This window comes from Streptomyces sp. TAA204 (assembly GCF_000424965.1).
Map to the genome: position 1 here is coordinate 314,391 of NZ_AUKW01000005.1, position 26,153 is coordinate 340,543.

Consider the following 26,153-nt stretch of genomic DNA (forward strand, 5'->3'; position numbering starts at 1 on the left):
CAGTAGGGTGTGACGCATGGCAGATCCCTCCAGCTACCGCCCCGAACCGGGCGAGATCCCCGACTCCCCGGGGGTCTACCGCTTCCGTGACGAGCACGGCCGGGTGATCTACGTAGGGAAGGCCAAGAGCCTGCGCCAGCGGCTCGCCAACTACTTCCAGGACCTGGCCGGTCTGCACGTGCGCACCCGCACGATGGTCACCACGGCGGCGTCCGTCGAGTGGACGGTGGTCTCCACCGAGGTGGAGGCGCTCCAGCTCGAGTACTCCTGGATCAAGGAGTACGACCCCCGGTTCAACGTCAAGTACCGCGACGACAAGAGCTATCCGTCCCTCGCGGTGACGCTCAACGAGGAGTTCCCCCGCGTCCAGGTCATGCGCGGCCCCAAGAAGAAGGGCGTGCGCTACTTCGGTCCGTACGCGCACGCGTGGGCCATCCGCGAGACCGTCGACCTGATGCTCCGCGCCTTCCCCGTACGCACCTGCTCGGCCGGTGTCTTCAAGCGCTCCGCCCAGATCGGCCGCCCCTGCCTGCTGGGGTACATCGGCAAGTGCGCCGCGCCGTGCGTGGGCCGTGTGAGCGCGCAGGAGCACCGTGAACTGGCCGAGGAGTTCTGCGACTTCGTCGCCGGGCACACGGGTTCGTACCTGCGCCGCCTGGAGCGGGAGATGAACCAGGCCGCCGAGGAGATGGAGTACGAGAAGGCGGCGCGGCTGCGGGACGACATGGACGCGCTGAAGCGGGCGATGGAGAAGAGCGCCGTCGTGCTCACCGACGCGACCGACGCCGACCTCATCGCCCTGGCCGAGGACGAGTTGGAGGCCGCCGTCCAGATCTTCCATGTGCGCGGCGGCCGGGTGCGCGGCCAACGTGGCTGGGTCACCGACAGGGTCGAGGAGATCGGAACGCCCGAACTGGTCGAGCACGCGCTCCAGCAGCTCTACGGCGAGGAGAGCGGCGACGCCGTGCCCAAGGAGGTGCTGGTCCCGGCGCTGCCCGACCCGCCGGAGCCCGCGAGCCAGTGGCTCGGTGAGCGCCGCGGGTCGGCGGTCAGCCTGCGCGTGCCGCAGCGCGGCGACAAGCGTGCCCTGATGGAGACCGTGCGGCGCAACGCCCAGCAGGCCCTCGCCCTGCACAAGACCAAGCGTGCCTCCGACCTGACGACCCGCTCCCGCGCGCTGGAGGAGATCGCCGAGGCCCTGGAGCTGGACTCGGCCCCGCTGCGCATCGAGTGTTTCGACGTCTCCCACTTCCAGGGCGACGACGTCGTCGCGTCCATGGTCGTCTTCGAGGACGGCCTCGCACGGAAGAGTGAGTACCGCCGCTTCCAGATCAAGTCCGTGGACGGACAGGACGACGTGCGCTCCATGCACGAGGTCATCAGCCGCCGCTTCCGCCGTTACCTGCAGGAGAAGCGCCGCACCGGCGAGTGGGGGAGCGAGGAGCCCTCCTCCGCCGAGGGCGAGGAGCCCGAGCCGTCCGACCAGCCCGGCAGCAGCCCCGCCGAGGAAACCCACGTCAGCTCGCGCGACGAGGACGGCCGGCCGAAGAAGTTCGCCTACCCGCCCCAGCTCCTCGTCGTGGACGGCGGCAGGCCGCAGGTCGCCGCCGCCCGCAGCGCCCTGGACGAACTGGGTATCGACGACGTCGCCGTCTGCGGCCTGGCCAAGCGGCTCGAAGAGGTCTGGCTGCCCGGCGAGAGCGACCCGGTGGTGCTGCCCCGTACGAGCGAGGGGCTCTACCTCCTTCAGCGAGTCCGCGACGAGGCGCACCGCTTCGCGATCAGGTATCAGCGCAGCAAGCGTTCGAAGGCGGTGCGGGCCGGGCCCCTCGACTCCGTCACCGGGCTGGGCGCCGCGCGCAAGCAGGCGCTGATAAAGCACTTCGGCTCGCTCAAGCGGCTGCGAGCCGCGACGGTTGAGGAGATCTGCGAGGTGCCGGGCGTCGGCCGCAAGACGGCGGAGACCGTCGCCGCCGCGCTGGCCACGAAATCCTCGGCTCCGGCGGCTCCGGCGGTGAACACCGCGACCGGTGAGATCGTTGAAGATGAGTGAGCCGACAGGACCGGGGGGCGAGGACATGAGCAGTGAAGAACGGACGCAGCACAGAGACGCCGGAGCGAACCGGGCCGGAGAGGGAGCGCAGGTGAGCATGGGCGCGGCGGCGACAGCCGAGGAGCCGGTCATCCCCGAACTGGTGATCATCTCCGGTATGTCCGGCGCGGGCCGCAGCACCGCGGCAAAGTGCCTGGAGGATCTCGGGTGGTTCGTCGTCGACAACATGCCGCCCGAGCTGATCCCCACCATGGTCGACCTCGGGGCGCGTTCGCAGGGCAACGTGGCACGCATCGCGGTCGTGGTGGACGTCCGCGGCCGGCGCTTCTTCGACAGCCTCAAGGAGTCCCTGGCGGGCCTCGCCGACAGGCAGGTCAAGCGCCGCATCGTCTACCTGGAGGCCAGCGACGAGGCACTGGTGCGCCGCTTCGAGTCGGTGCGCCGCCCGCACCCGCTGCAGGGCGACGGCCGCATCGTCGACGGCATCGCCGCCGAGCGCGACCTGCTGCGTGAGCTGCGCGGCGACGCCGATCTCGTCATCGACACCTCCGGGCTCAACGTGCACGAGCTGCGGGCCAAGCTCGACGCGCAGTTCGCGGGCGAGGAGGAGCCCGAACTGCGCGCCACGGTGATGTCTTTCGGGTACAAGTACGGGCTGCCTGTTGACGCCGACCTCGTCGTCGACTGCCGCTTCCTGCCCAACCCCCACTGGGTTCCCGAGCTGCGCCCGTACAACGGCACCACCGAGGAGGTCTCCAACTACGTCTTCAACCAGCCCGGCGCCAAGGAGTTCCTGGACCGCTACACCGAGCTGCTCCAGCTCATCGCCGCGGGCTACCGCCGCGAGGGGAAGCGGTACGTGACCGTCGCCGTCGGCTGCACGGGCGGGAAGCACCGCAGCGTCGCGATGTCGGAGAAGCTGGCCCGCCGCCTCTCCGACGCCGGTGTGGAGACCGTGGTGGTCCACCGGGACATGGGACGGGAATGAGGACGTGAGAAACGCGAATGCCTCGTAGGACCATCCGGCTGCGGCGTCTGGTCACCACCCGGCAGCACGGCGCGCAGCCGAAGGTGGTCGCCCTCGGCGGCGGAGCCGGCCTGTCGGCCTCGCTCACCGCGCTGCGCCGCATCACCTCCGACCTCACCGCGGTCGTCACCGTGGCCGACGACGGGGGCTCCAGCGGGCGGCTGCGCGACGAGCTCGGCGTGCTGCCCCCCGGCGACCTGCGCAAGGCCCTCGCGGCGCTGTGCGGCGACGACGAGTGGGGCCGCACCTGGGCCGAGGTCGTGCAGCACCGTTTCGTCAGCCGGGGGGAACTGCACGGACACGCCGTGGGCAATCTGCTCATCGTCGCCCTGTGGGAGCAGCTCGGCGATCACGTGCAGGCGCTGGACCTGGTGGGCAAGCTGCTGGGCGCGCACGGCAGGGTGCTGCCGATGTCGGCCGTCCCGCTGCAGCTCCAGGCGCTCGTACGCGGCCACGACCCGGAGCGGCCGGAGGAGCTGACAACGGTCCGCGGGCAGGCCACCGTCGCGCTGACCAGGGGAGAGGTGCAGCAGGTGCATCTCGTGCCGCACGATCCCCCCGCCGTGGGCGAGGCGGTCAGGGCGGTGCTCGACGCGGACTGGGTGGTGCTGGGCCCGGGCTCGTGGTTCTCCTCGGTCATCCCGCATCTGCTCGTCCCCGAACTGCTCGAAGCGCTGACGGTGACGAAGGCCCGCAGGGTGCTCTCGCTGAACCTCGCGCCGCAGCCGGGAGAAACAGAAGGCTTCTCACCGCAGCGTCATTTGGACGTTTTGGCCCGACACGCCCCTAAACTCGCCTTCGACGTGGTGCTGGCCGACGAGGACGCAGTCCCCGACGAGGACTCTCTGCGCCAGGCCGCCGAGCGGCTCGGAGCGACGGCACAGCTGTCGCCCGTCGCGGCTGCCGACGGAGCCTCCCAGCCGGGAGGCGCCGCCAGGCACGACCCGGAGCTGCTGGCCTCCGCGTACGACCGTATTTTTCGGATGCATGGAAGGATCGGCCCATGGCGATGACGGCTGCGGTGAAGGACGAGATCTCCCGGCTCCCCGTCACCCGGACCTGCTGCCGGAAGTCCGAGGTCTCGTCGATCCTGCGCTTCGCGGGCGGCCTGCACCTGGTGAGCGGGCGGATCGTGATCGAGGCGGAGCTCGACACGGGCATCGCAGCCCGGCGGCTGCGCAAGGACGTACTGGAGATCTTCGGGCACGCGTCGGATCTGGTGGTGATGGCTCCCGGCGGGCTGCGCCGCGGCAGCCGCTATGTCGTAAGGGTCGTCGCGGGCGGTGATCAGCTCGCGCGCCAGACGGGGCTGGTCGACAGCCGGGGCCGGCCGATCCGCGGCCTTCCGCCACAGGTGGTCTCGGGGGCGACCTGTGACGCGGAGGCCGCCTGGCGCGGAGCCTTCCTGGCGCACGGTTCGCTGACGGAGCCGGGCCGCAGCTCCTCGCTGGAGGTCACCTGCCCGGGGCCGGAGGCGGCCCTGGCGCTGGTGGGTGCGGCGCGGCGGCTGCAGATCGGCGCCAAGGCCCGCGAGGTGCGGGGTGTTGACCGGGTGGTCGTCCGGGACGGTGACGCCATCGGCGCGCTGTTGACGAGGCTGGGCGCGCACGAGTCCGTACTGGCGTGGGAGGAGCGGCGCATGCGCCGCGAGGTCCGCGCCACCGCCAACCGGCTCGCCAACTTCGACGACGCCAACCTGCGCCGCTCCGCACGGGCAGCCGTCGCCGCGGGCGCCCGGGTGCAGCGCGCGCTGGAGATCCTCGCGGACGACGTGCCGGAGCATCTGGCCGCGGCCGGCCGGCTGCGCATGGACCACAAGCAGGCGTCGCTGGAGGAACTGGGCGCGCTCGCCGACCCCCCGCTGACCAAGGACGCGGTCGCCGGCCGCATCCGCAGGCTGCTGGCGATGGCCGACAAGCGGGCGCAGGATCTCGGCATTCCGGGCACGGAGACCAGCCTCACCGAGGAGATGGTCGGCTGACCGGCCGCCACCTGCCGCCCGCCGGCCCGCTCGTCCACCCGGGTGGCCGATGTCACCGTAAGGAGTGGAGCGCGGTAGGGTCGGGGGCGGTCGGGGACATCCCATACAGCCTTGCCGGTGTCCGTACCGGCGTACCAACGAGGAGATCGGTTCGTGACGATCCGCGTAGGAATCAACGGCTTCGGCCGCATCGGCCGCAACTACTTCCGTGCGCTCCTTGAGCAGGGTGCGGACATCGAGATCGTCGGTGTCAACGACCTGACCGACAACGCGACCCTGGTGCACCTGCTGAAGTACGACAGCATCCTGGGCCGCCTCAAGCAGGAGGTCAGCCACACCGACGACACGATCACGGTGGGCAACCAGACCTTCAGGACGATGGCGGAGCGCGACCCGGCCCAGCTCCCGTGGGGCGAGCTCGGGGCGGACATCGTCGTGGAGTCCACCGGCATCTTCACCAAGCGCGACGACGCGGCCAAGCACCTCGCCGCCGGCGCGAAGAAGGTCCTCATCTCGGCCCCGGCCAAGGAGGAGGACATCACCGTGGTGATGGGCGTCAACGAGGACGCCTACGACGCCGCCAAGCACCACGTCATCTCCAACGCCTCCTGCACCACCAACTGTGTGGCGCCCATGGCGAAGGTCATCGACGAGAACTTCGGCCTCGTCAAGGGCATGATGACGACCGTCCACGCCTACACCAACGACCAGCAGATCCTGGACTTCCCGCACAAGGACCTGCGCCGCGCCCGCGCCGCCGCCGAGAACATCATCCCCACCTCCACCGGCGCCGCCAAGGCCACCGCGCTCGTGCTCCCGCAGCTCAAGGGCAAGCTGGACGGCATCGCCATGCGCGTCCCGGTCCCGACCGGCTCCGTCACCGACCTGGTCCTCGAGCTCGACCGTGAGGCGAGCAGGGACGAGATCAACGCGGCGTTCCAGAAGGCCGCCGAGGGCCAGCTCAAGGGCGTCCTGGAGTACACCGAGGACCCGATCGTCTCCTCGGACATCGTCAACTGGCCCGCGTCCTGCACCTTCGACTCGTCGCTGACGATGTCGCAGGGCAAGCAGGTGAAGATCGTCGGCTGGTACGACAACGAGTGGGGCTACTCCAACAGGCTCGTCGACCTGACCACCTTCGTCGGCGGCAAGCTCTGACGGCTGCCCGCAGCAGGCGCGGCGTCGTCGGTACAGGGCAGACCGTGGCAGGGCTCGCGGGGCGCGGCGACGCGTCCGGCGGGCCCTGTTCCGTCGGGACCGCCGTGGTGACCGCCCGGGCGCCGGGGCGGTCCGCGGGTATCCCCGCGAGGGTCAGCAGTCCAGGGTCCGAAGTCCAAGGAGTCCAGGGAGTCCAGCAAGCATGAAGACGATCGACGAGCTTCTCGACGAGGGCGTGGCCGGCAAGCGGGTCTTCGTCCGCGCCGATCTCAACGTTCCCCTCGACGGGGCGACCATCACCGACGACGGCCGTATCCGGGCCGCCGTCCCCACCATCAGCAAGCTGGCCGGCGGCGGCGCCCGCGTCGTCGTCGCCTCGCACCTGGGCCGCCCCAAGGGCGAGCCCGACCCGCAGTTCTCCCTCGAGCCCGTCGCGAAGCGGCTGGGTGAGCTCCTCGGCCGCGATGTCACCTTCGCCGCCGACACCGTCGGTGAGCAAGCGAGGGCCGCCGTCACCGCCGGCGCGGACGGCGACGTCACGCTGCTGGAGAACCTTCGCTTCAACGCGGGCGAGACCAGCAAGGACGACGCCGAGCGCGGCGCCTTCGCCGACGAACTGGCCCAGCTGGCCGACCTCTACGTCGGGGACGGCTTCGGCGCGGTACACCGCAGGCACGCCTCCGTCTACGACCTCCCGGCGCGTCTCCCGCACGCCGCGGGCGGCCTGATCGCCACCGAGGTCGGTGTGCTGAAGAAGCTCACCGAGGACGTCAAGCGCCCGTACGCCGTCGTGCTCGGCGGCGCGAAAGTCTCCGACAAGCTGGGCGTCATCGACCACCTGCTGGAGAAGGCCGACCGGATCCTCATCGGAGGCGGCATGGCCTACACCTTCCTCAAGGCCCAGGGCCACGAGATCGGCACGTCGCTGCTGCAGGAGGACCAGGTCCCCGTGGTCAAGGGCTACCTGGAGCGGGCCGAGAAGCTGGGCGTGGAGTTCGTGCTGCCGGTGGACGTGCTGGCCGCGGAGAGTTTCCCGGACCTGAAGACCAAGGCTCCGGCCGACCCGGCTGCCGTCTCCGTCGAGGCGTTCCCCGCCGGTCTGATGGGGCTGGACATCGGGCCTGAGACCCGTGCGCTGTACGCCGCGAAGCTCGCCGACGCCGCCACGGTCTTCTGGAACGGCCCGATGGGCGTGTTCGAGCACCCCGACTACGCGGAGGGCACACGGGCGGTGGCACAGGGGCTGCTGGACTCCGGCTCCTTCACCGTCGTCGGCGGCGGCGACAGCGCGGCCGCCGTCCGGCTGCTCGGCTTCGACGAGAGCACCTTCGGCCACATCTCCACCGGCGGCGGCGCCAGCCTCGAATACCTCGAAGGCAAGGAGCTGCCGGGCCTGGCCGCTCTGGAGGACCGGTGAGCGCTGCCGCCCGTACGGACGGCGGGCGACAGCCCACTACGATGCCTGCACCTCTGCGCCGCAGGGGCGCCTGTGACACGAGCCAGAACCGCTCCCGCGGCGGAGCCGACAACGGAGGACGCCCGACGTGACCACCCGCACCCCGCTGATGGCGGGAAACTGGAAGATGAACCTCAACCACCTCGAGGCCATCGCGCACGTCCAGAAGCTCGCCTTCGCACTGACGGAGAAGGACCACGCGGCCGTGGAGGTCGCAGTCCTGCCGCCCTTCACCGACCTGCGGTCCGTGCAGACGCTGGTCGACGGCGACAAGCTGAAGATCAAGTACGGTGCGCAGGACATCTCGGCGCACCCTTCCGGCGCGTACACCGGTGAGGTCTCCGGTCCGATGCTCGCCAAGCTGAACTGCTCCTACGTCACCGTCGGCCACTCCGAGCGCCGCCAGTACCACGGCGAGGACGAGCCGCTGGTCAACGCGAAGGTGAAGGCGGCGTTCCAGCACGAGCTGACGCCGATCCTGTGCGTCGGGGAGGAGCTGGCGGTGCGCGAGGCGGGCAACCACGTCGCGCACACCCTCGCCCAGGTCGACGGCGCGCTGAAGGACGTGCCCGCCGAGCGCGCCGCCACCATCGTGATCGCGTACGAGCCGGTATGGGCCATCGGCACCGGCAAGACCTGCGGGGCGGAGGACGCCCAGGAAGTCTGCGGTGCGATCCGCGGCCGTCTCGCCGAGCTGTACGGGCAGGGCCTGGCCGACGAGGTCCGAATCCAGTACGGCGGTTCGGTGAAGTCCGGCAACGTCGCGCAGATCATGGCGCAGCCCGACATCGACGGTGCGCTGGTGGGCGGGGCCGCGCTGGACGCCGACGAGTTCGTCAAGATCGTGCGCTTCCGCGACCAGTAGCCCCGGTCCGTACCGCCTGCGGCGCGCTCCGCGTCACAGGCGGTACGGGCACAGGCACGCGCATGACGGCGGGCCGTGACCCGTCGTACCCTGTCGGGGCCGGAGATGATTCCGGCCCCGACAGATTCAAGTCTTCCGACCAGACCGAGAGAGTTGGTCCAGCCGTGATCATGGGGTTCTCTATCGCCCTCCTCGCCTTCAGCGGCCTGATGGTGCTGCTGGTTCTGATGCACAAGGGGAAGGGCGGCGGCCTCTCCGACATGTTCGGCGGCGGCATGCAGTCGTCCGTCGGCGGCTCGTCCGTCGCCGAGCGCAACCTCGACCGGCTGACGATCGTGGTGGGTCTGATCTGGTTCGCCATCATCGTCGTGCTCGGGCTGCTGATGAAGTTCCAGACCTGATCACCGCGCCTGCGGGATGACCGGTCCTCCGCCGCCGCGGTGGGCACCGGAAGGTGCCCGGACTTGCAAGAACAGCCGCAAGTCGCCGAAGGCGGCCTATCATGAGGCTCGCGCCCGGAGCCGACGCAGTAACTCCGGTCACTGGACGCGCGTTGGGCCCTACATACACCGGGGCGCCCGCAGCGGAGCTCCTTACCGGTGCTCCGCAGCAACGTGAGGCAGGGAGTTACGACCGTGGCAAGTGGTGGTGGCAACGCGATCCGGGGGAGCCGGGTCGGGGCGGGGCCGATGGGGGAGGCCGAGCGGGGCGAGTCCGCGCCGCGTCTGCGCATCTCCTTCTGGTGTTCGAACGGGCACGAGACCCAGCCCAGCTTCGCCAGCGACGCGCAGGTTCCGGAGACCTGGGACTGCCCGCGCTGTGGATTCCCGGCCGGCAAGGACCAGGAGAATCCGCCGGACCCGCCGCGTACCGAGCCGTACAAAACCCACCTCGCCTACGTCCGTGAGCGGCGCAGCGACGAGGACGGCGAGGCGATCCTCGCAGAGGCCCTGGCCAAACTGCGGGGCGAGGTCTGAGGCTTCGGGCGTGAGGTCCTGCCTGGCCCGTCCACCCGCACGAGCGGCCCAGGCGTGAGCACCCGCCTCACCCGTGCCGTCGGCTCATCCGCCTCACCCGTACCACCGGCCCCATCGCCACACAGCACCTCCACCGGCTTCGCGACGAGGGCCCTTCGCACGGCCCGGCCGCCGCCACCGCCCATGCGGTGCGCGCAGCCGGGCCTTCGGTCATCTAGGTTGGTGCGCGGCGGGATTCGCACGAGATGACCAAGAGAAGACGGTGACGATCGCAGATGAACGCAGCAGACCGCACCCGGCCCGACCGACTGCCCGAGTGGCAGGCACTGGCCGAACACCGTGAGGACTTCGGCGGCACGCATCTGCGCGAGCTGTTCGCCAACGACGTACGGCGCGCGGAGCGTTACGGCCTGCAGGTGGGCGACCTGCATCTGGACTTCTCCAAGCACCTCATCACCGACGACACGCTTCGGCTGCTGGGGGAGCTGGCCACCGCCACCGGTGTCGCGAGGCTGCGGGACGCCATGTTCGCCGGCGAGCGGATCAACGTCACCGAGGACCGCGCCGTCCTGCACACGGCGCTGCGTACGCCCGTCTCGGCCTCCGTCACGACCGACGGTGAGAACGTCGTGCCCAAGGTGCACTCGGTGCTGGCCAAGATGGCGCTCTTCGCGGGCAAGGTGCGCGAGGGCCACTGGACGGGCCACACCGGCAAGCGGATCAGGACCGTCGTCAACATCGGCATCGGCGGCTCCGACCTGGGCCCGAAGATGGCGTACGAGGTGCTGCGCCCGTACACGAAACGGGACATGAACTTCCGCTTCGTCTCCAACGTGGACGGTGCCGACCTGCACGAGGCCGTGCGCGACCTCGACCCCGCCGAGACGCTGTTCGTGGTGGCCTCGAAGACCTTCACCACCATCGAGACCATCACCAACGCGAAAGCGGCCCGCGAATGGCTGCTGTCCGGCCTGGGGGGCGAACAGGCTGCCGTGGCCAAGCACTTCGTCGCGGTCTCCACGAACGCCGAGAAGGTCGCCGAGTTCGGTATCGACACGGAGAACATGTTCGAGTTCTGGGACTGGGTCGGTGGGCGCTACTCCTACGACTCGGCCATCGGACTCTCCCTCATGGTCGCGATCGGCGCCGACCACTTCAGCGAGATGCTGGCGGGCTTCCACCTCGTCGACGAACACTTCCGCTCAGCGCCCCCCGAGGCCAACGCCCCCATGATCATGGGCCTGCTGGGGCTCTGGTACGGCAACTTCTTCGACGCGCAGTCGCACGCGGTGCTGCCCTACAGCCACTACTTCTCCCAGTTCACTGCCTACCTGCAGCAGCTCGACATGGAGTCGAACGGCAAGTCCACCGACCGGGAGGGCCGTCCCGTGGACTGGCAGACGGGCCCCGTCGTGTGGGGCACGCCCGGCACCAACGGCCAGCACGCCTACTACCAACTGCTGCACCAGGGCACCAAGATGATCCCCGCCGACCTCATCGGCATCGCCCGCCCCGCACCCGGCCTGGGTCAACTGGCCGCACAGCACGACCTGCTCATGGCCAACCTCTTCGCACAGGGCCAGGCACTCGCCTTCGGCAAGACCGCCGAGGAGGTACGCGCGGAGGGCGTGGCCGAGGAGCAGGTGCCGCACCGCACCTTCCCCGGCAACCGCCCTACGACCACGATCCTCGCCTCGGAGCTGTCCCCGTCCGTGCTGGGGCAGCTCGTCGCGCTCTACGAGCACAAGGTCTTCGTGCAGGGCGCCGTATGGGACATCGACAGCTTCGACCAGTGGGGTGTGGAGCTGGGCAAGGTCCTCGCCAAGCGCCTTGAGCCGGCCCTGACGGACGGTGCCGACGTGGCGGGCCTGGACGCCTCGACGGCGTCCCTGGTGGGCCGCTACCGGGAGCTGCGGGGGCGCTGAGGGGGCCGGGGCTGCCTGAGGGGCCGTTCCCGAGCCTGCCCGGCCTCGTCGGGTTGTTGTCGGGGAGAGCGGTGACTGCTCAACTGCCTGCGTTTCCCAGGGTGGTTCGGTTCGGCACAGGAGACCGGAGAAGCAGACCCCGCCCTACCGGCGGGGTCTGCTTCGGATCAGCCCTTCGGCGCATTGGCAATTCTCTCCCGCTCTTCCTCGTAGACGACTTGAGCCCATTGCTCACCATCGAAAAACGCCTCCCAGAATCCTTCCTCGTGCCACGCAGGTGGCCGCAGGCGAAAGGATCCGCCTGGAAGTAGAAAAAAGCGCCAGCTTGGCGGGATGGCTGTTGACGTCATCACGAAGAGTCGACTGTCGAAGAGCACACAACGCTCTTGCTCGGAGTACTCAATTCTGAAGTTCATGCTGCCGCCATGCTGCGCCGAGACTTCCAGCACCGTGTACTCTTCGCCCTGCCTCAGTGCCCCCGACCCCTGAAGTGCGTGCTCGTCCAGCGACTTGCTCGGTGCGAATGTGACCCGCAATTCAACTCCTGAACATCACGGTTTTGCAGCCTTCACTGCACGACTCCTGCAGCTGCTCTCTCAATCTCGGCCGTATCAGTTGCGGCAATTCCCGAGGCAAGGTCTCTGGAATCAAGTGAAACGCACTTTCTCAATGGCCTGACGCAGCTCTTCCGTTCGGCATCCGGTACGCAGGTACATTTCCTCCGGGCTCATTTTGTCCAGAACATAGCTCAAGCTTTCGGGCCACAATTGCATGAGCCGGTACGGGGCACTCGCTCTCACCAATGCCTTCTCTCGGACCTTCGAGGACGGGAGATTCTCCTCGCTCACCGCAGAGATGCGAACCTCCTCGGTCTCGTCCGAAATCTGACGCTTCGCGGCACTCAGAGCCAGAAGGAACTCTCTCAATGCCTCGGGGTCGATGCCGAGTCCTCTGAGTCGAACGTCTGGAAAGTTGTACAACTCGTGGGTGAGTTGCAACACCGTTCTGAAATCGGCAGGACTCAGACTGAGTTGCGCTTCTACTTCACCTGGCATCACGAACACCCTTCTATTCGAGGTCATCGAAGAACTGCTTACCCAGCTTAGGAGTGAATACAGTGCCCTTGCTGCCGTCCTCGATCACGACTGCGCCCTTGTCAGGGTCCCAGTGCGCGATTCTTCCATTTCTGAGATCCCACCTGCTCTCTACATTGGGGACGTCGCCGTCCATGACGCCGTCGACATAGAATCGCAAGGCATCTGGGTGTACGCCCCTGACGTAATGCGTGCCATTTCCGTCTGGGCGGATCGCCTCGTTGTTTGCATGCCTGGCGATCTCTCTGGCCTCGGGTGAGATCTCCTTATCCGGACACGCATCCGGTGCCAGCCCCAGTGCATCCGTCGCTGCGTGGGGGTTGTGGACGTAGGTGGCGGGGTTGGGTGCGGGGGTGAGGCCGAGGGGGTCGGGGGTGGCGTAGCGGGCTGTGGTGGGGTCGTAGTAGCGGTGGAAGTTGTAGTGGAGGCCGCTTTCGGGGTCGTAGTACTGGCCGGGGAAGCGGAGGGGTGTGTAGGTGGTGGCGTGGGTGTTCCAGGTGGTGGTGCCCCACAGGGTGGTGCGGGTGTGCCAGGCGATGTCGCCGGTTTCGTCGAGGAGTTCGGTGGGTGTGCCGACCAGATCGGTGACGATGGCGAAGAAGCGGGAGTCGACCTCGGCCTGGGTGGTGGCGTCGGTGAGGCGTTCGGTCTGGGCCAGCGGTGTGAAGCCGTCGTGGTCCCAGGTGAGGGTGACCGGGTGCGGCAAGTTTGGTGCGGTGGTGGTCTGTTCGATGAGGGTGGGGCCGTCCCAGGTGAAGTCGACCTGTTCGACGACGGTTTCGCCGTCTTCTGCGAGGCGTTGTTTGGCGGTGCGGCGTCCGAGGGGGTCGTAGAGGTAGCGCCAGAGGGTGCCGTCGGGGGTGGTGACGGTGGTGAGGTGGTCCTCGGTGTCCCAGGTGTAGCGCCAGGTGTCGGGTTTCTTGGACAGGCGGGTCTTGCGGCGCAGTGTGATGCGTCCGGCGTCGTCGTGTTCGTAGCGGATTCTGCCCGCTGAAGTGATGCGTGTGCCGGTGTAGTTGCGGGCTCCGGCGGATTCGGGTGCGGCGTGGGTGGCGGGCCAGGCGGCGTGGGTCTGGTTGCCTGCTTCGTCGTAGGCGTAGGTCTCCGTCCAGCCGCGTGCGTGGACGGCGGTGACGCGACCGGCCGCGTCCAGGTCGAAGGTGCGGGTGCCGGCGAGCTGGTCCTGGATGCCGGTCAGGTGGCCGTCGGCGCGGTAGGTGTATGTCCGGTGCTGGATGCTCGGCGTGTCCTGGCCGGAGAGGGTCTGGGTGCTCAGGCGTCCTGCCGGGTCCCACATCTGGGAGAGGGTGACGTGGTCGCCGATGCTGCGGCCGGTCTCGCGGCCCACGGCGTCGTGGGTGAAGTCGAGTCCGTGCCCGTTCGCGGTCACCGAGGTGCGGTTGCCGGCCTCGTCGTAGGTGAAGGTGGAGACCGCGCCGCTGGGTGTCACCCGGCGGGTGCGCCGGCCGAGCGCGTCGTAGGTGTGGGAGAGGACGCCCCTGGAGGTCATCTCCGACTTGATTCGGCCCATCTTGTCGCGCTGCCACCGGACTTCGTCGTCCGGGCCGAGCGCTTCGACGATCCGCCCGGCCGGGTCGTAGGCGAAGGTCGTGACCCTCTCACCGGCCTGTTTGCGGACGATGTCGCCCAGCACATCGCGGTCGAAGATGACCGTCTCACCCGACGGGCCGATTCTGGCCGCGAGTTGGCCGGCCGCGTCGTGGCTGTAGTCCTGGCAGCGGTCGTCGAAGTCGGTCTCCGAGATCAGCCGTCCGGCAGCGTCGTAGGCGTAGTCCCAGGTGAGGCCCTGGGGGTTGGTGACCCGGGTGAGCCGCAACTGGGTGTCGTGGTCGAAGACGTAACGGACGCCGTCGGGGGTGGTCCGGGCCGAGAGCAGATCGAAGTGGGTGTACTCGAAGGAGGTGACGCCGCCGCCCGCGTCCACGTGGTGCGTGCAGTTGCCCTCGCCGTCGTACGTCCACGATTCCTCCGCCCCGTCCGGGCCCGTGCGGCGGGCCAGTTCGCCTTCGACGGTCCAGGCCAGACGTGTGGTGGCGCCCAGTGGATCGACGATGGCTGTGGGACGGCCGAAGGCGTCGCGCCGGTAGAGCGTGGTCGCGCCCAGCGGGTCGGTGATCTCGACCGGCAGGCCTGCCGGGTTGCACTGCACCCGGGTCGTTGCGCCCAACGCGTCGGTGGCCGCGCAGAGTTGGCCACGCGAGTCGTAGGCGTAGTGAGTGGAGTGGCCGGCAGGATCGGTCAGCGAGGTGATGTTGCCGCGGTCGTCGAACTCGCGCCGCCAGCGGGCGCCGTCGGCCTCGGTGACGGTGACGGGCAGCCCGAGGTCGTTGATTTCGGCCTCGGCCCTGCGCCCGTCAGGGCGGGTCAGGGTGGTGAGACGGCCTGCCTCATCGTAGGTGCAGGTGGTGGTGCGGCCGAGGGCGTCGGTGCGGGAGATGACGTTGCCGGCCGGGTCGCGTGCGGTGCGTTCGGTGTGGCCCAGCGGGTCGGTGACGGCGACCGTGCGGTGGGTGTGGTCGACGAGGTGGCGGGTGGTGTGGCCGTCGGGCGTGGTGACTTCGGTGATGCGGTAGCCGGTGGCCGGGTCGGTGTTGTCGTAGCTGATGCGCAGTGAGACGTGGCCTTCGGTGCCGCCTTCGGCGATGCAGCGGTCCTGGTCGTCGTAGACGTAGTCGTAGCGGCGGTCGTTGCTGTCGGTCCAGGCGATCACGCGGCGGCGTTCGTCGTACTCGAACCGCAGTGGCAGACCGGAGGAGTTGGTGACGGACGTGAGATTGCCGTCGGTGTAGCCGTAGTTCTTGATCACCTGGTCCGTGCCGTCCGGGCCGGCTCCGGCCAGGGAGAGGGCGGTGACGCGGTCTTCGGCCGTGGTGAGTTTGAGGTGATAGCCGCCGGAGTGGACCAGTCCGAGCGGGGTCCCCTCGGGCGTGTACTCGAAGGTGATGCGGTTGCCGTTGCGGTCGGTGATCTGCTCCGGCAGCGCCTCGCCGTCCTCGCCTCCGGCGGGGCCGGTGAAGTGCCATGTGCGCCCCGTCGCGGCGTCGTTGACGGTCCAGTCGCCCTGACCATCGTGCTCCAGCGACCAGCGCGGGCCGCTGTCGGGCTTCGTTGGTACTCCGGGTGCGGGGTGCGGGAAGTGCAGCAGCAGGCCGTCCTCGGTGATGAAGACGACGCCCTTCGCGTCGATCTCCAGGCGCTGGTCGATCGTGCTCGACCAGGACCGGCCGAACCAGCGCCCCGCCCGGTAGCCCGACTCCACCCGCCGCCGGAACACCAGAGGCAGGGTCCCCGGCAGGGTCACATCGGTCTGCGGCAGGAACATCTTCCCCGTCGCGAAATCGACCGGGTCCGAGCCCTTCGTGTCACGCTGAGCGTCCGGGGTGTCGTGTTGCCCTGGGCCGTCGCTGTCCAACTGCCCCCGCCCGGGCGGCTTGTTGTCCGGGAGGTGTTTGGCGGCGGTGGCGGCTTTCTTGACGGCGCCCATGCCGCGGGTGCCGAGGAGTTCCGGGATGAGGCGGCCGATGCCTTCGGCCGGGTCCTTCTTGAACTCGTCGTACATCGTCTTGGCCGTGCCCAGCGGGTCGTTGCCCATCCGCACCAGGCCGGCCGCGGTGCTGTTGAGGTTCATGGCGTACTCGGCCGGGTGCGTGATGTTGTACGGGTCGGTGGGGTTCACGCTCCGCGCGAAGTTCACCACCCCGGCGGTGCCCTTGACCACACCGCCCAGCAGGTGCGAGGAGTCCAGCGCCATACCTTCCAGGCCGTCCATGGCCTGCTCGGAGTACGACGGCTTGTCCGGAGCCGCGTCCCGCGCGGCCTGCACCGCCGAACGCGCAGGGGAGGCCGCCTCGTTGCGCTGCCGCCGCGCCTCGGCCAGTTTCTCCTGCGCCGCCTTGACATCCGCCGCCCCCGGATCACTCTCCGGCGGCTTGTCCGGCAGCGACTTCGGGTCCCGGTCGGCGGCCGGCTTCGCGTTGTAGGAGTCGACGGCCTTGTTGTACGAATCCACCTTCCCCTGATGCGCGTCGGAGGCTTTCTTGCCCTTGTTGTAGAGGGCGATGGCCTCCTTTGCCTCACCCTGGGCCCAGGAGACCGTCGTGGCGAAGTCCTTCAGCGCTTTGGCCGCCTTCTCGCACGCGTCCGCCGCCGTGAACCACTTCTTCGGCTCGACCGCCACCTTCTCCCGGAAGGCGTCCGCCGCCGCACCCTTCACGCTGGAGGAGTCCAGGCCCTTCAGGCCGTTGCCGACGTTCGTGAACGCCTTCTGGAAATCGGAGAGATGAGACGCCGTGGAGCGCAGCTTGTCCGGGCTGCCGTGGACGAGTTTCTTCTCGTCCTCCGTCTGCCCCAGCTGCATCTCGTCGACGTCCGCGCCCAGGGTGTTGGCCAGCGAGTCGCCCTTGTCCCGTACCCAGTCGGCGCCTGACTCCCAGCCCACGTCGTCCAGCTGGTCCGCACCCCAGTCCGAGGCGACGTCGATGCCCTCACCGACGTCCTCGACCCGGTCCTCGGCCCAGTCCTCCACCGAGTCCGGAACCAGATCCCCCAGACCCATCAGCCCTCGCCCCCCGAATCCCGACCTGGCTGCTGTTGCTGCTCGGCGCGTTCCTCCGGCGACGGGCCGAACAGGTCGTCACGCGCCTGCTCCTGCTGCTCCTCCGAGATGCCCGCACGGTCCATCAACAAGTCGTGCTGGGCCCCGCCCATGCCGTCCTCGGTCAGCGCCCGGCCCGTGTCCTTCCACGTCTGGCCCATCTCCTGCCGGGCCGTCTCGAACGACTCCTGGCTGTAGTCCGGATTCAGATAGCCCGGCGTGAAGGTCTCGCCCCAGCTCTGCTCGGCGACTTCCTCCTCCGTCGCATGAGGGTTGCCGATCAGGGAGTTCACACCCACCTTGAACGTCCCCGCCCAGTACTCGTCCTCCTCATGGAGCATCCCCGCGGCCAACCCCAGCTTCGCGGCAAGGGTGTTGGCGTCCTGGATCAGCGCCCGCACCCCCCACTCCCAGCGCTCGCAGAACCCCTCGAAGTCATCGGCCAGGCCCTTGTCCCCGGCCTCCATCTTCGACAGCGACAGCTCATCGAAACCGCTGCCCTGCAACGACCCCGTCGCCCCGCCACCGGCCGATTTCAGCTCACCGATCGCCGAGTTGAGGCCCTTCGTGATCAGAGCCAGCGACTCCTTGTCGAACTTCAGATCCCCGTCGTCACCCACACCCGGCCCCCATCCCCGATGACCCTCACCACAGAAAAATACCCACAGCCGAAGAGGCACGAGCAAGCAGGAATGAAGACCTGTTGCCGACCCAGTACTCAACACCGTTGCGTTCGGGAGTTGAGCCGCGGTCAAGTCCTGGTGAATGACGCAACGGGACGAGACGGATCGGCCGCGCGCACAGGCGCGTACACAGCAATGCGCCCCGCCACAGGACCGTCCGGTGGCGGTGCTGTCCGTGCGGGGTCAGCGCCGCGTGGCGAAGGCGACGAACGACGCCCAGCCAGCGTCGGACACGGACAGCATCGGGCCTGCTGCGGCCTTCGAGTCGCGGACGTGCACGGTGCCTGGTTGGGCAGCCACCTCGACGCATTCGCCGCCGTCACCGGCGCTGTAGCTGCTCTTGACCCATGTCAGGCCCTTGCCGGCCTGCCCGGTCTTTGCCGCGCTCATCGCTCTCCCAGCCACCTCTCGATCAAGGCAAGGGACTCAGTCGGAGCAAGGGCCTGGGCACGGAGAACTCCGTACGCCGCCTCCAGTTCTCGGACCTTGCCGCGTTCCGTACGGACGCGGCTGTCCCCCTGCACTTCCGTGTAACTGATCCTCTGCCCTCCGTCGTCCTCAATCAAGGTGAAGGGACCGGCCAGCCCGGCGTGCTCCTCGCGTGCCAGAGGCATGATCTGGATCTCTACGTTTCGCTTCAGGCTCACGAGCCGCATCTGCTCAAGTTGGTTGTGCCATACGGTCTGTCCGCCGAGCTGACGGTGCAGAACAGCCTCTTCGAGGACGAAGCTCAGATGAGGTGCCGGGCGTCGAGTGAAGACTTCCTGCCGCGCAAGGCGTGCCGCCACCCGTCGCTCGATGGTCTCGTCATCAAGGAGCGGGCGCCACATGGCGAACACCGACCGCGCGTATTCTTCGGTCTGCAGCAGCCCCGGCACGGCTTGTGTGGCGTACACGTGCAGTTCGACGGCCTCCGCCTCCAGCCGGGCCGCGTCCTGGAAGAACGCCGGGTACTGGGCCCGTGCGACCTCCTCCTTGCCGGCCCGCAGCATGCCGCCCGCGTCGAGGAGTTCGTCGGCCTGGTCGATGAAGCGGGGCGGTGGGATGCGGCGGCCCTGCTCGTACGAGGCGATGGTCGAGGCCGAGTAGCCGGTCTGCGCTCCCAGTTCGGGCCGTTCCAGCCCCGCCCGTAGACGGCTGAGTTTCAGCTGCTGTCCGAAGACCCGCAGGATGCCCGATCCTCCTGTGGGCTCGGACTCCTGTTGTTCCTCCATGTGCCCCGCTCCTCCCGTGTCGGCACCGCCCTCGCGCGGCCCAACGTGCCGCACCCCGCCACCGGTTACGCTCCGTCTCGCCGACAGCGCCCACGCCCGGCGCGTACAACGCTCCCCGTCTGCGCGTCCGTGCTGGTCTACCGCAGGCACGGGACGGGTGCTCCGCTGCGGTTCGCGGTGCTCAATGGGCATAAGGAGACCGGCAGGACGGCTGAGGGACCTGCTCGCTTTCGCGAGTGCGAACCAGGCTGCGGCGCAGGTCCGTTCAGGAACCGGTCGCAGGCCGCAGCTCCGGTGGGAGCGCGGACGCCGCCGCCTCGTCCAGCAGCCACAGGGTGCGCTCACACCCGTACGCCCCGGCAGCGGGCGCCCGCTCCGGGGCCGGGCCCGACAGGGCGAGCGCGGCCGCCTCCGCCTTGTCCTCGCCGGCCGCGAGCAGCCACACCTCGCGGGCGGAGCGGATCGCGGGCAGCGTGAGCGAGATGCGCACGGGCGGCGGCTTCGGCGCGTCCCGCACGGCGACCACCGGACGCTCCGCCTCCCGCACACCGGGCTGCCCGGGGAAGAGCGACGCCACGTGGGTGTCCGGGCCGACTCCCAGCAGCAGCACGTCGAAGGAGGGGACAGCGGACGCGGCGTCCTCCGCCCGTGCGACGGCGGCGAGTTCGGCCGCGTACGCCTCGGCCGCGGCGTCGACGTCGCTGCCGTACGGGCCGTCCGAGGGCGGCATCGCATGCACCCGTGCCGGGTCCAGCGGCGCCTGGTCCAGGAACGCCTCCCGGGCCTGGGTCACGTTGCGCTCCGGATCGCCCTCGGGCAGGAACCTCTCGTCACCCCACCACACTTCCAGCCGGGAGAAGTCGACGGCGTCGCGCCCGGGGGCCGAGGCGAGGGCGGCCAGCATGCCGTTGCCGTTGCGGCCGCCGGTCAGCACCACGGAGGCGCTTCCGCGTGCGGACTGCGCGTCGGCGACGCGGGCGACGAGCAGGGCGGCGGCCGCTCGCGCCATCTCCTCCTTGTCGCGGTGCACGAACACCTCGGGCGTACCGCTCACTTCTTCGCCCGTCCCTTCGGCGACTGCTTGGCGGCCTTCTTCGCCGCCGGTGACTGCTTCGCGGGCCGCCGCCCCCGGCCGGAGCCTTCTTCCGGCTCTCCCTCCGCCGGTGCCGGGTCCTGCTCCGGCTCCGCCTGCGTCTTCGCCCGGGCCCGTCCACGGGCGGGGCTGCCGCTGGTGCCGCCCTCGCGCGGCCCCTTGCCCTGCTGCTTCGAGCCGTACTGCACGGCCGTCGCGTACGCCTCGTCCGGGTCCAGACGCCGCAGCTCCTCCGCGATCAGCTCGGCCGTGCCGCGCCGGTGCAGCGCCACATGACGGTCCGGCTGTCCGGGGACGGCGAGTTCGGCGAGGGAACCGTCCGCCCGGTCCAGGCAGATCTGGCCGTTCGCGGTCTCCATCCGTACGGCGGTGATGCCGGGGCCTTCGGTGACCTTCCGGTCCACGGGGACGCGCAGCCGCTCGGACAGCCACAGCGCGAGCAGCTCCACCGAGGGGTTGTAGCCCTCGCCCTCGACGACCGCGGCGCGCACCTTCAGCGACTGCTGGTCGAGTCCCGCCGCGAGCACGCTGCGCCAGGGCGTCAGACGGGTCCAGGACAGGTCGGTGTCGCCGGGCGCGTAGGTCTCGCCCCTCTGCCCCAGGGCGGCGATGGGGTCCTCGGCCGCCGCGGCGTCGGTGATCCGGCGCTGGCCGAGGGTGCCGAGCTTGTCCTCCGAGGGGTGTCCGGGTGCGTCCTCCGGCCACCAGACGACCACCGGGGCGTCCGGGAGCAGCAGCGGCAGCACCACGCTGTAGGCGTGCGAGGCCAGTTCGCCGTGCAGACGCAGCAGCACGGTCTCGCCCGTCCCCGAGTCGCTGCCGACCCGCACCTCGGCGTCGAGCCGGGCCACGGCACGGTCGCGCGGGGAGCGGCCGGGACGGCGCACCACCACGAGGATGCGCGAGGGGTGTTCCTTGGACGCCTCGCTGGCGGCTCGCAGCGCGTCGTAGTGGTTGCCCTCGTCGGTGACGATGACGAGTGTGAGCACCATGCCGACGGCGGGCGAGCCGATGGAGCGGCGCGCCTTGACCAGCGCGGTGTTGATCTGGCTGGAGGTGGTGTCCGTGAGGTCGATGTTCATGGCCGGCGCCAGCTCCGTCCGTCTCGTGCGAGCATCTCGTCGGCGGCCCGGGGGCCCCAGGTCCCGGCGGGATACTGCTCGGGCCTGCCGTGCTTGTCCCAGTAGTGTTCGACGGGGTCGAGGATCTCCCAGGACCGCTCGACCTCCTGGTGGCGCGGGAAGAGGTTCGCGTCGCCGAGGAGCACGTCGAGCAGGAGGCGCTCGTAGGCCTCCGGGCTGGACTCGGTGAAGGACTCGCCGTAGGCGAAGTCCATGGTCACGTCCCGGATCTCCATCTGCGTGCCGGGCACCTTCGAGCCGAAGCGGATGGTGATGCCCTCGTCGGGCTGCACACGGATCACCAGGGCGTTCTGGCCGAGTTCCTGGGTGTCGGTGGCGTCGAAGGGGGAGTGCGGCGCCCGCTGGAAGACGACCGCGATCTCGGTGACGCGGCGCCCGAGGCGCTTGCCGGTACGCAGGTAGAACGGGACGCCCGCCCAGCGGCGGTTGTCGATCTCCAGGCGCATCGCCGCGAAGGTGTCCGTCTTGGAGTGCGGGTCGATGCCCTCCTCCTCCAGGTACCCGCGTACTTTCTGGCCGCCCTGCCAGCCCGCGGTGTACTGGCCGCGCACCGTGTGCTTTCCCAGTTCGCGCGGCAGCCGTACGGCGTTGAGCACCTTCAGCTTCTCCGCGAGCAGCGCCTTGGCACCGAAGGACGCCGGCTCCTCCATGGCGGTCAGTGCCAGGAGCTGCAGCAGGTGGTTCTGGATGACGTCGCGGGCGGAGCCGATGCCGTCGTAGTAGCCGGCGCGGCCGCCGATGCCGATGTCCTCGGCCATGGTGATCTGCACGTGGTCGACGTAGCTGCGGTTCCACAGCGGCTCGAACATCGTGTTGGCGAAGCGGAGCGCCAGGATGTTCTGGACGGTCTCCTTGCCGAGGTAGTGGTCGATGCGGAAGACCTGGTCGGGTTTGAAGACGTCGTGGACGACCGCGTTGAGTTCCTGTGCGCTGCGCAGGTCGTGCCCGAAGGGCTTCTCGATGACGGCGCGCCGCCAGGAGCCCTCGCCGCCGTCCGAGAGGCCGTGCTTCTTCAGCTGGGAGACGACGGTGGGGAAGAACTTGGGTGGTACGGAGAGGTAGAAGGCGAAGTTGCCGCCCGTACCGCGGGACTTGTCGAGCTCCTCGATGGTGGCCTTCAGCGTCTGGAAGGCGGCGTCGTCGTCGAAGACGCCGGGCACGAACCGCATCCCCTGGGAGAGCTGCTGCCAGACCTCCTCGCGGAACGGAGTGCGGGCGTGCTCCTTGACGGAGTCGTGCACGACCTGTGCGAAGTCCTCGTGCTCCCAGTCGCGCCGGGCGAAGCCGACGAGTGAGAAGCCCGGGGGGAGCAGACCCCGGTTGGCCAGGTCGTAAACGGCCGGCATCAGCTTCTTACGTGACAAATCGCCCGTGACGCCGAAGATGACCAGGCCCGACGGCCCCGCGATGCGCGGGAGCCGCCGGTCCAGTGCGTCACGCAGCGGATTGGCTGCGTTGCTCAACTTGCTTACGCCTCCTTCGGCGTGAGGCGCTTGAGTTCCGCCTCGGTGGAGGCGAGCAGTTCGTTCCAGGACGCCTCGAACTTCTCGACGCCCTCGTCCTCCAGGACCTGCACGACGTCGTCGTAGGAGATCCCGAGTTCGCCGATGGCCTCCAGCGCCGCCTTGGCGTCCGCGTAGTTCGCGCGCACCGTGTCACCGCTGATCTCGCCGTGGTCGTCGACGGCGTTCAGCGTGGCCTCGGGCATGGTGTTGACCGTGTTGGCGGTGACCAGCTCCGTGACGTACAGGGTGTCCGGCAGCGAGGGGTCCTTCATGCCCGTGGAGGCCCACAGCGGCCGCTGGCTGTTGGCGCCCGCACGCTCCAGGGTCTGCCAGCGCTCGGAAGGCTCCACGGACCGGTCGGCGGAGCCGAAGACCTCCTCGTACGCCTGGTAGGCGAGCCTCGCGTTGGCGATGGCGGCCTTCCCCTTCAGCTCCTTCGCCTCGTCGGTGCCCAGAGCGTCCAGACGCTTGTCGATCTCGGTGTCGACGCGGGAGACGAAGAAGGACGCCACGGAGTGGATCGTGGAGAGGTCCATGCCCAGCGACTTGGCCTTCTCCAGGCCCGACTGGAAGGCGTCCATGACCTCGCGGTACCGCTCCAGCGAGAAGATCAGCGTGACGTTGACGCTGATGCCCCTGCCGATCGTCTCGGTGATCGCGGCGAGGCCCTTCTTCGTGGCCGGGATCTTGATGAAGGTGTTGGGCCGGTCCACCAGCCAGGCCAGCTGGCGAGCCTCGGCGATGGTCGCCCTGGTGTTGTGCGCCATCCGCGGGTCGACCTCGATGGAGACCCGTCCGTCCTTGCCGCCGGTGGCGTCGAAGACGGGACGCAGGACGTCCGCCGCGTCGCGTACGTCGGAGGTGGTGATCATGCGGAGGGCCTCTTCGACGGTGACGCCGCGGGCCGCCAGGTCCGAGACCTGCTGGTCGTACTTGTCGTCGGACGAGATGGCCTTCTGGAAGATCGTCGGGTTCGTGGTGACACCCACCACATGCTGCTCGTCGATGAGTTCGCCGAGGTTGCCCGACGTGATCCGGTGACGCGACAGGTCGTCCAGCCAGATCGCGACGCCTTCGTCGGAGAGGCGCTTGAGAGCGTCTGTCATGGGAATTGCATCTCCTGCTTGTCGTAGTTCGCAGCTGTCCGTGTGTGGCGTCAGCGCTCCACGGCCTCGAGGGACTCCCTCGCCGCCGTGACCACGGCCTCGGCGGTGAGACCGAACTCGCGGTAGAGCGTCTTGTAGTCGGCGGACGCGCCGTAGTGCTCCAGCGAGACGATCCGCCCCGCGTCACCGACGTACCGGTACCAGGTCTGGCCGACCGCCGCCTCGACCGCGACCCGCGCGCGGACCCCCGGCAGCAGCACCGAGTCCCGGTAGGCCTGGTCCTGCTCCTCGAACCACTCCACGCACGGCATCGACACGACGCGCGTACGCACCCCCGCGGCCTGCAGCGTCTCCCGTGCCTCCACGGCCAGCTGAACCTCGGAACCGGTGCCGATCAGAATCACCTGCGGCTCGCCGCCCTCGGCCTCGAAGCGCACGTAACCGCCCCTGGCGGCCTCGGGATCGGGCTCGTAGGTGGGCACGTTCTGCCGGGTCAGCGTGAGGCCGTGCGGCGCCGGCTGCCGGGTGTGGCGGCGCAGCACCTCGCCCCACGCGATGGAGGTCTCGTTCGCGTCCGCGGGGCGGACGACGTTGAGCCCGGGGATGGCGCGGAGCGCGGGCAGTTGCTCGACCGGCTGGTGGGTGGGGCCGTCCTCGCCGAGACCGATCGAGTCGTGCGTCCACACGTATGTCACCGGCGCCCGCATCAGGGCCGCGAGACGGACGGCGGGACGCATGTAGTCGGAGAAGGTGAGGAAGGTGCCGCCGTAGACGCGGGTGTTGCCGTGCAGCGCGATGCCGTTCATGGTCGCGCCCATGGAGTGCTCGCGGATGCCGAAGTGGACGGTACGGCCGTAAGGGTCGGCACCCGGCAGCGGGTTGCCCTCCGGAAGGAAGGAACTCTTCGCGAAGGAGGTGTTGTTGGAGCCCGCAAGGTCGGCACTGCCGCCCCACAGCTCGGGAATCTTCGGGCCCAGCGCCTTGAGTACCGCGCCGGACGCCTTGCGGGTGGCCACGGCCTCACCGGCGTCGAAGACCGGCAGCGCCTTCTCCCAGCCGTCCGGCAGTTCGCCCGCGCGGATGCGGTCGAACTCGGCGGCCCGCTCCGGGTTGGCCGAGCGCCACTCCGCGAACCGCTTGTCCCAGGACTCCCGCGCCTGCCGGCCGCGCTCCCATGCCTTGCGGGCGTGCTCCAGGACGTCGGTGCCGACCTGGAAGTTCTGCTCCGGGTCGAAGCCGAGGATCTTCTTCGTCTCGGCGACCTCCTCCGCGCCGAGCGCGGCACCGTGCGCGGCGCCGGTGTTCTGCGCGTTGGGCGCGGGCCAGGCGATGATGGAGCGCACGGCGATGAAGGAGGGACGCGAGGTCTCCTGCCTGGCCGCCTCGAACGCGGCGTACAGGCTCTTGGGGTCGAGGTCCCCGTTGGGCAGCGGGTCGACGCGCTGGACGTGCCAGCCGTAGGACTCGTACCGCTGGACGGTGTCCTCGGAGAAGGCCGTCTCGGTGTCGCCCTCGATGGAGATGTGGTTGTCGTCCCACATCACCACCAGATTGCCGAGCTTCTGGTGGCCCGCGAGCGAGGACGCCTCGCCGGAGACGCCTTCCTGGAGGTCGCCGTCGCTGGCGAACGCCCAGACGGTGTGGTCGAAGGGGGACTCGCCGTCGGCGGCGCCGGGGTCGAAGAGGCCGCGCTCGTAGCGAGCCGCCATCGCCATGCCCACCGCGTTGGCGACGCCCTGGCCCAGCGGACCCGTGGTCGTCTCGACGCCGACGGTGTGACCGTGCTCGGGGTGCCCGGGGGTCTTGCTGCCCCAGGTGCGGAAGCTCTCCAGGTCCTCCAGCTCCAGGCCGTAGCCCGCGAGGTAGAGCTGGATGTAGAGCGTCAGGCTGGAGTGGCCCACGGAGAGCACGAAGCGGTCGCGTCCGGTCCAGGCGGGGTCGGAGGGGTCGTGCCGCATCAGCTTCTGGAAGACCAGGTACGCCGCGGGGGCCAGTGCCATGGCCGTGCCGGGGTGGCCGTTGCCGACCTTCTGCACGGAATCCATGGCCAGGACGCGTACGGTGTCGACGGCCCGCTGGTCCAGATCGGTCCACTCAAGGTCTGTGGTGGTCGGCTTGGTGCTCACCCTGCGTCAGGGCTCCTCTCCACATGTCGGTGGCCGGTGCGTTTCGCTCACCGGCGGTGTCGAGCGTACCCCTGTGCTACGCCCGTGCCGTCCGGTGTTCGCACTACGGTGACCCCGCTTTGCTGGAACAGGA

The 26,153-nt window shown here is 69.4% G+C and carries 21 protein-coding genes; 10 read left to right on the top strand and 11 right to left on the bottom strand.

All coding sequences use genetic code 11. From position 1 onward, the window contains the following. Positions 1 to 16 precede the first annotated feature (16 nt). From uvrC to pgi, 10 genes are all read left to right on the top strand, one after another. Positions 17 to 2,053, top strand: a complete 2,037-nt coding sequence (uvrC, locus tag H343_RS0112185) for an excinuclease ABC subunit UvrC (protein WP_028431373.1) — start codon at positions 17 to 19, stop codon at positions 2,051 to 2,053. 25 nt (positions 2,054 to 2,078) lie between these two features. Further along, complete coding sequence (rapZ, locus tag H343_RS0112190; RefSeq protein ID WP_486586882.1) at positions 2,079 to 3,041, top strand: RNase adapter RapZ; 963 nt, start codon at positions 2,079 to 2,081, stop codon at positions 3,039 to 3,041. 17 nt (positions 3,042 to 3,058) lie between these two features. Continuing rightward, positions 3,059 to 4,093, top strand: a complete 1,035-nt coding sequence (locus H343_RS0112195) for a uridine diphosphate-N-acetylglucosamine-binding protein YvcK (protein WP_028431375.1) — start codon at positions 3,059 to 3,061, stop codon at positions 4,091 to 4,093. Further along, positions 4,084 to 5,061 carry a DNA-binding protein WhiA gene (gene whiA / locus H343_RS0112200; RefSeq protein ID WP_028431376.1) on the top strand — a complete coding sequence of 326 codons (978 nt, stop codon included), beginning with the start codon at positions 4,084 to 4,086 and terminating at the stop codon, positions 5,059 to 5,061. Before H343_RS0112195 ends, whiA begins: the two co-directional genes overlap by 10 nt. 153 nt (positions 5,062 to 5,214) lie before the next feature. Further along, positions 5,215 to 6,219, top strand: coding sequence for a type I glyceraldehyde-3-phosphate dehydrogenase (gap, locus tag H343_RS0112205; RefSeq protein WP_028431377.1), 1,005 nt, complete (start codon positions 5,215 to 5,217; stop codon positions 6,217 to 6,219). Positions 6,220 to 6,421: 202 nt separating this feature from the next. After that, positions 6,422 to 7,636, top strand: a complete 1,215-nt coding sequence (locus H343_RS0112210; protein ID WP_028431378.1) for a phosphoglycerate kinase — start codon at positions 6,422 to 6,424, stop codon at positions 7,634 to 7,636. Positions 7,637 to 7,763: 127 nt separating this feature from the next. Beyond that, positions 7,764 to 8,540: a triose-phosphate isomerase gene (tpiA, locus tag H343_RS0112215; protein WP_028431379.1), complete on the top strand. Its 777-nt coding sequence runs from the start codon at positions 7,764 to 7,766 to the stop codon at positions 8,538 to 8,540. Positions 8,541 to 8,710: 170 nt separating this feature from the next. Further along, a complete protein-coding gene (gene secG, locus H343_RS0112220) occupies positions 8,711 to 8,941 on the top strand; it encodes a preprotein translocase subunit SecG (protein WP_028431380.1) in 231 nt (76 codons plus the stop codon). Between the two features lie 288 nt (positions 8,942 to 9,229). Further along, positions 9,230 to 9,517, top strand: coding sequence for an RNA polymerase-binding protein RbpA (locus tag H343_RS0112225; RefSeq protein ID WP_028431381.1), 288 nt, complete (start codon positions 9,230 to 9,232; stop codon positions 9,515 to 9,517). A gap of 275 nt (positions 9,518 to 9,792) precedes the next feature. Then, entirely contained in the window at positions 9,793 to 11,442 is a 1,650-nt protein-coding gene (gene pgi, locus H343_RS0112230) for a glucose-6-phosphate isomerase (RefSeq protein WP_028431382.1), read from the top strand. 167 nt (positions 11,443 to 11,609) lie between these two features. Here the strand turns inward: pgi and H343_RS35280 are convergent, their stop codons facing one another. From H343_RS35280 to tkt, 11 genes are all read right to left on the bottom strand, one after another. Continuing rightward, positions 11,610 to 11,978, bottom strand: a complete 369-nt coding sequence (locus tag H343_RS35280; protein ID WP_158679555.1) for a hypothetical protein — start codon at positions 11,976 to 11,978, stop codon at positions 11,610 to 11,612. A gap of 111 nt (positions 11,979 to 12,089) precedes the next feature. Next, entirely contained in the window at positions 12,090 to 12,506 is a 417-nt protein-coding gene (locus tag H343_RS0112235) for a hypothetical protein (protein ID WP_158679556.1), read from the bottom strand. A gap of 4 nt (positions 12,507 to 12,510) precedes the next feature. Beyond that, positions 12,511 to 17,112, bottom strand: a complete 4,602-nt coding sequence (locus H343_RS30275) for a putative T7SS-secreted protein (protein WP_051265050.1) — start codon at positions 17,110 to 17,112, stop codon at positions 12,511 to 12,513. Further along, positions 17,112 to 17,771 (bottom strand): hypothetical protein, encoded by a 660-nt coding sequence (locus tag H343_RS0112245; RefSeq protein WP_028431384.1) that lies wholly within the window; start codon positions 17,769 to 17,771, stop codon positions 17,112 to 17,114. The genes H343_RS30275 and H343_RS0112245 overlap by 1 nt, the downstream gene beginning before the upstream one ends. A gap of 246 nt (positions 17,772 to 18,017) precedes the next feature. Then, positions 18,018 to 18,224: a DUF397 domain-containing protein gene (locus H343_RS0112250; protein ID WP_028431385.1), complete on the bottom strand. Its 207-nt coding sequence runs from the start codon at positions 18,222 to 18,224 to the stop codon at positions 18,018 to 18,020. Then, a complete protein-coding gene (locus H343_RS0112255) occupies positions 18,221 to 19,048 on the bottom strand; it encodes a Scr1 family TA system antitoxin-like transcriptional regulator (protein ID WP_028431386.1) in 828 nt (275 codons plus the stop codon). Before H343_RS0112255 ends, H343_RS0112250 begins: the two co-directional genes overlap by 4 nt. 265 nt (positions 19,049 to 19,313) lie before the next feature. Further along, positions 19,314 to 20,057 carry a 6-phosphogluconolactonase gene (pgl, locus tag H343_RS0112260; RefSeq protein WP_486586888.1) on the bottom strand — a complete coding sequence of 248 codons (744 nt, stop codon included), beginning with the start codon at positions 20,055 to 20,057 and terminating at the stop codon, positions 19,314 to 19,316. A gap of 41 nt (positions 20,058 to 20,098) precedes the next feature. Further along, the gene (opcA, locus tag H343_RS0112265; RefSeq protein WP_028431388.1) at positions 20,099 to 21,223 is read right to left on the bottom strand and encodes a glucose-6-phosphate dehydrogenase assembly protein OpcA; all 1,125 of its coding nucleotides are present in this window, start codon (positions 21,221 to 21,223) and stop codon (positions 20,099 to 20,101) included. Continuing rightward, a complete protein-coding gene (gene zwf / locus H343_RS0112270) occupies positions 21,220 to 22,746 on the bottom strand; it encodes a glucose-6-phosphate dehydrogenase (RefSeq protein ID WP_028431389.1) in 1,527 nt (508 codons plus the stop codon). Before zwf ends, opcA begins: the two co-directional genes overlap by 4 nt. A 5-nt stretch (positions 22,747 to 22,751) precedes the next feature. Further along, positions 22,752 to 23,894 (bottom strand): transaldolase, encoded by a 1,143-nt coding sequence (gene tal / locus H343_RS0112275; RefSeq protein ID WP_028431390.1) that lies wholly within the window; start codon positions 23,892 to 23,894, stop codon positions 22,752 to 22,754. A gap of 50 nt (positions 23,895 to 23,944) precedes the next feature. After that, positions 23,945 to 26,020, bottom strand: a complete 2,076-nt coding sequence (tkt, locus tag H343_RS0112280; protein ID WP_028431391.1) for a transketolase — start codon at positions 26,018 to 26,020, stop codon at positions 23,945 to 23,947. Between the last annotated feature and the right edge of the window lie 133 nt (positions 26,021 to 26,153).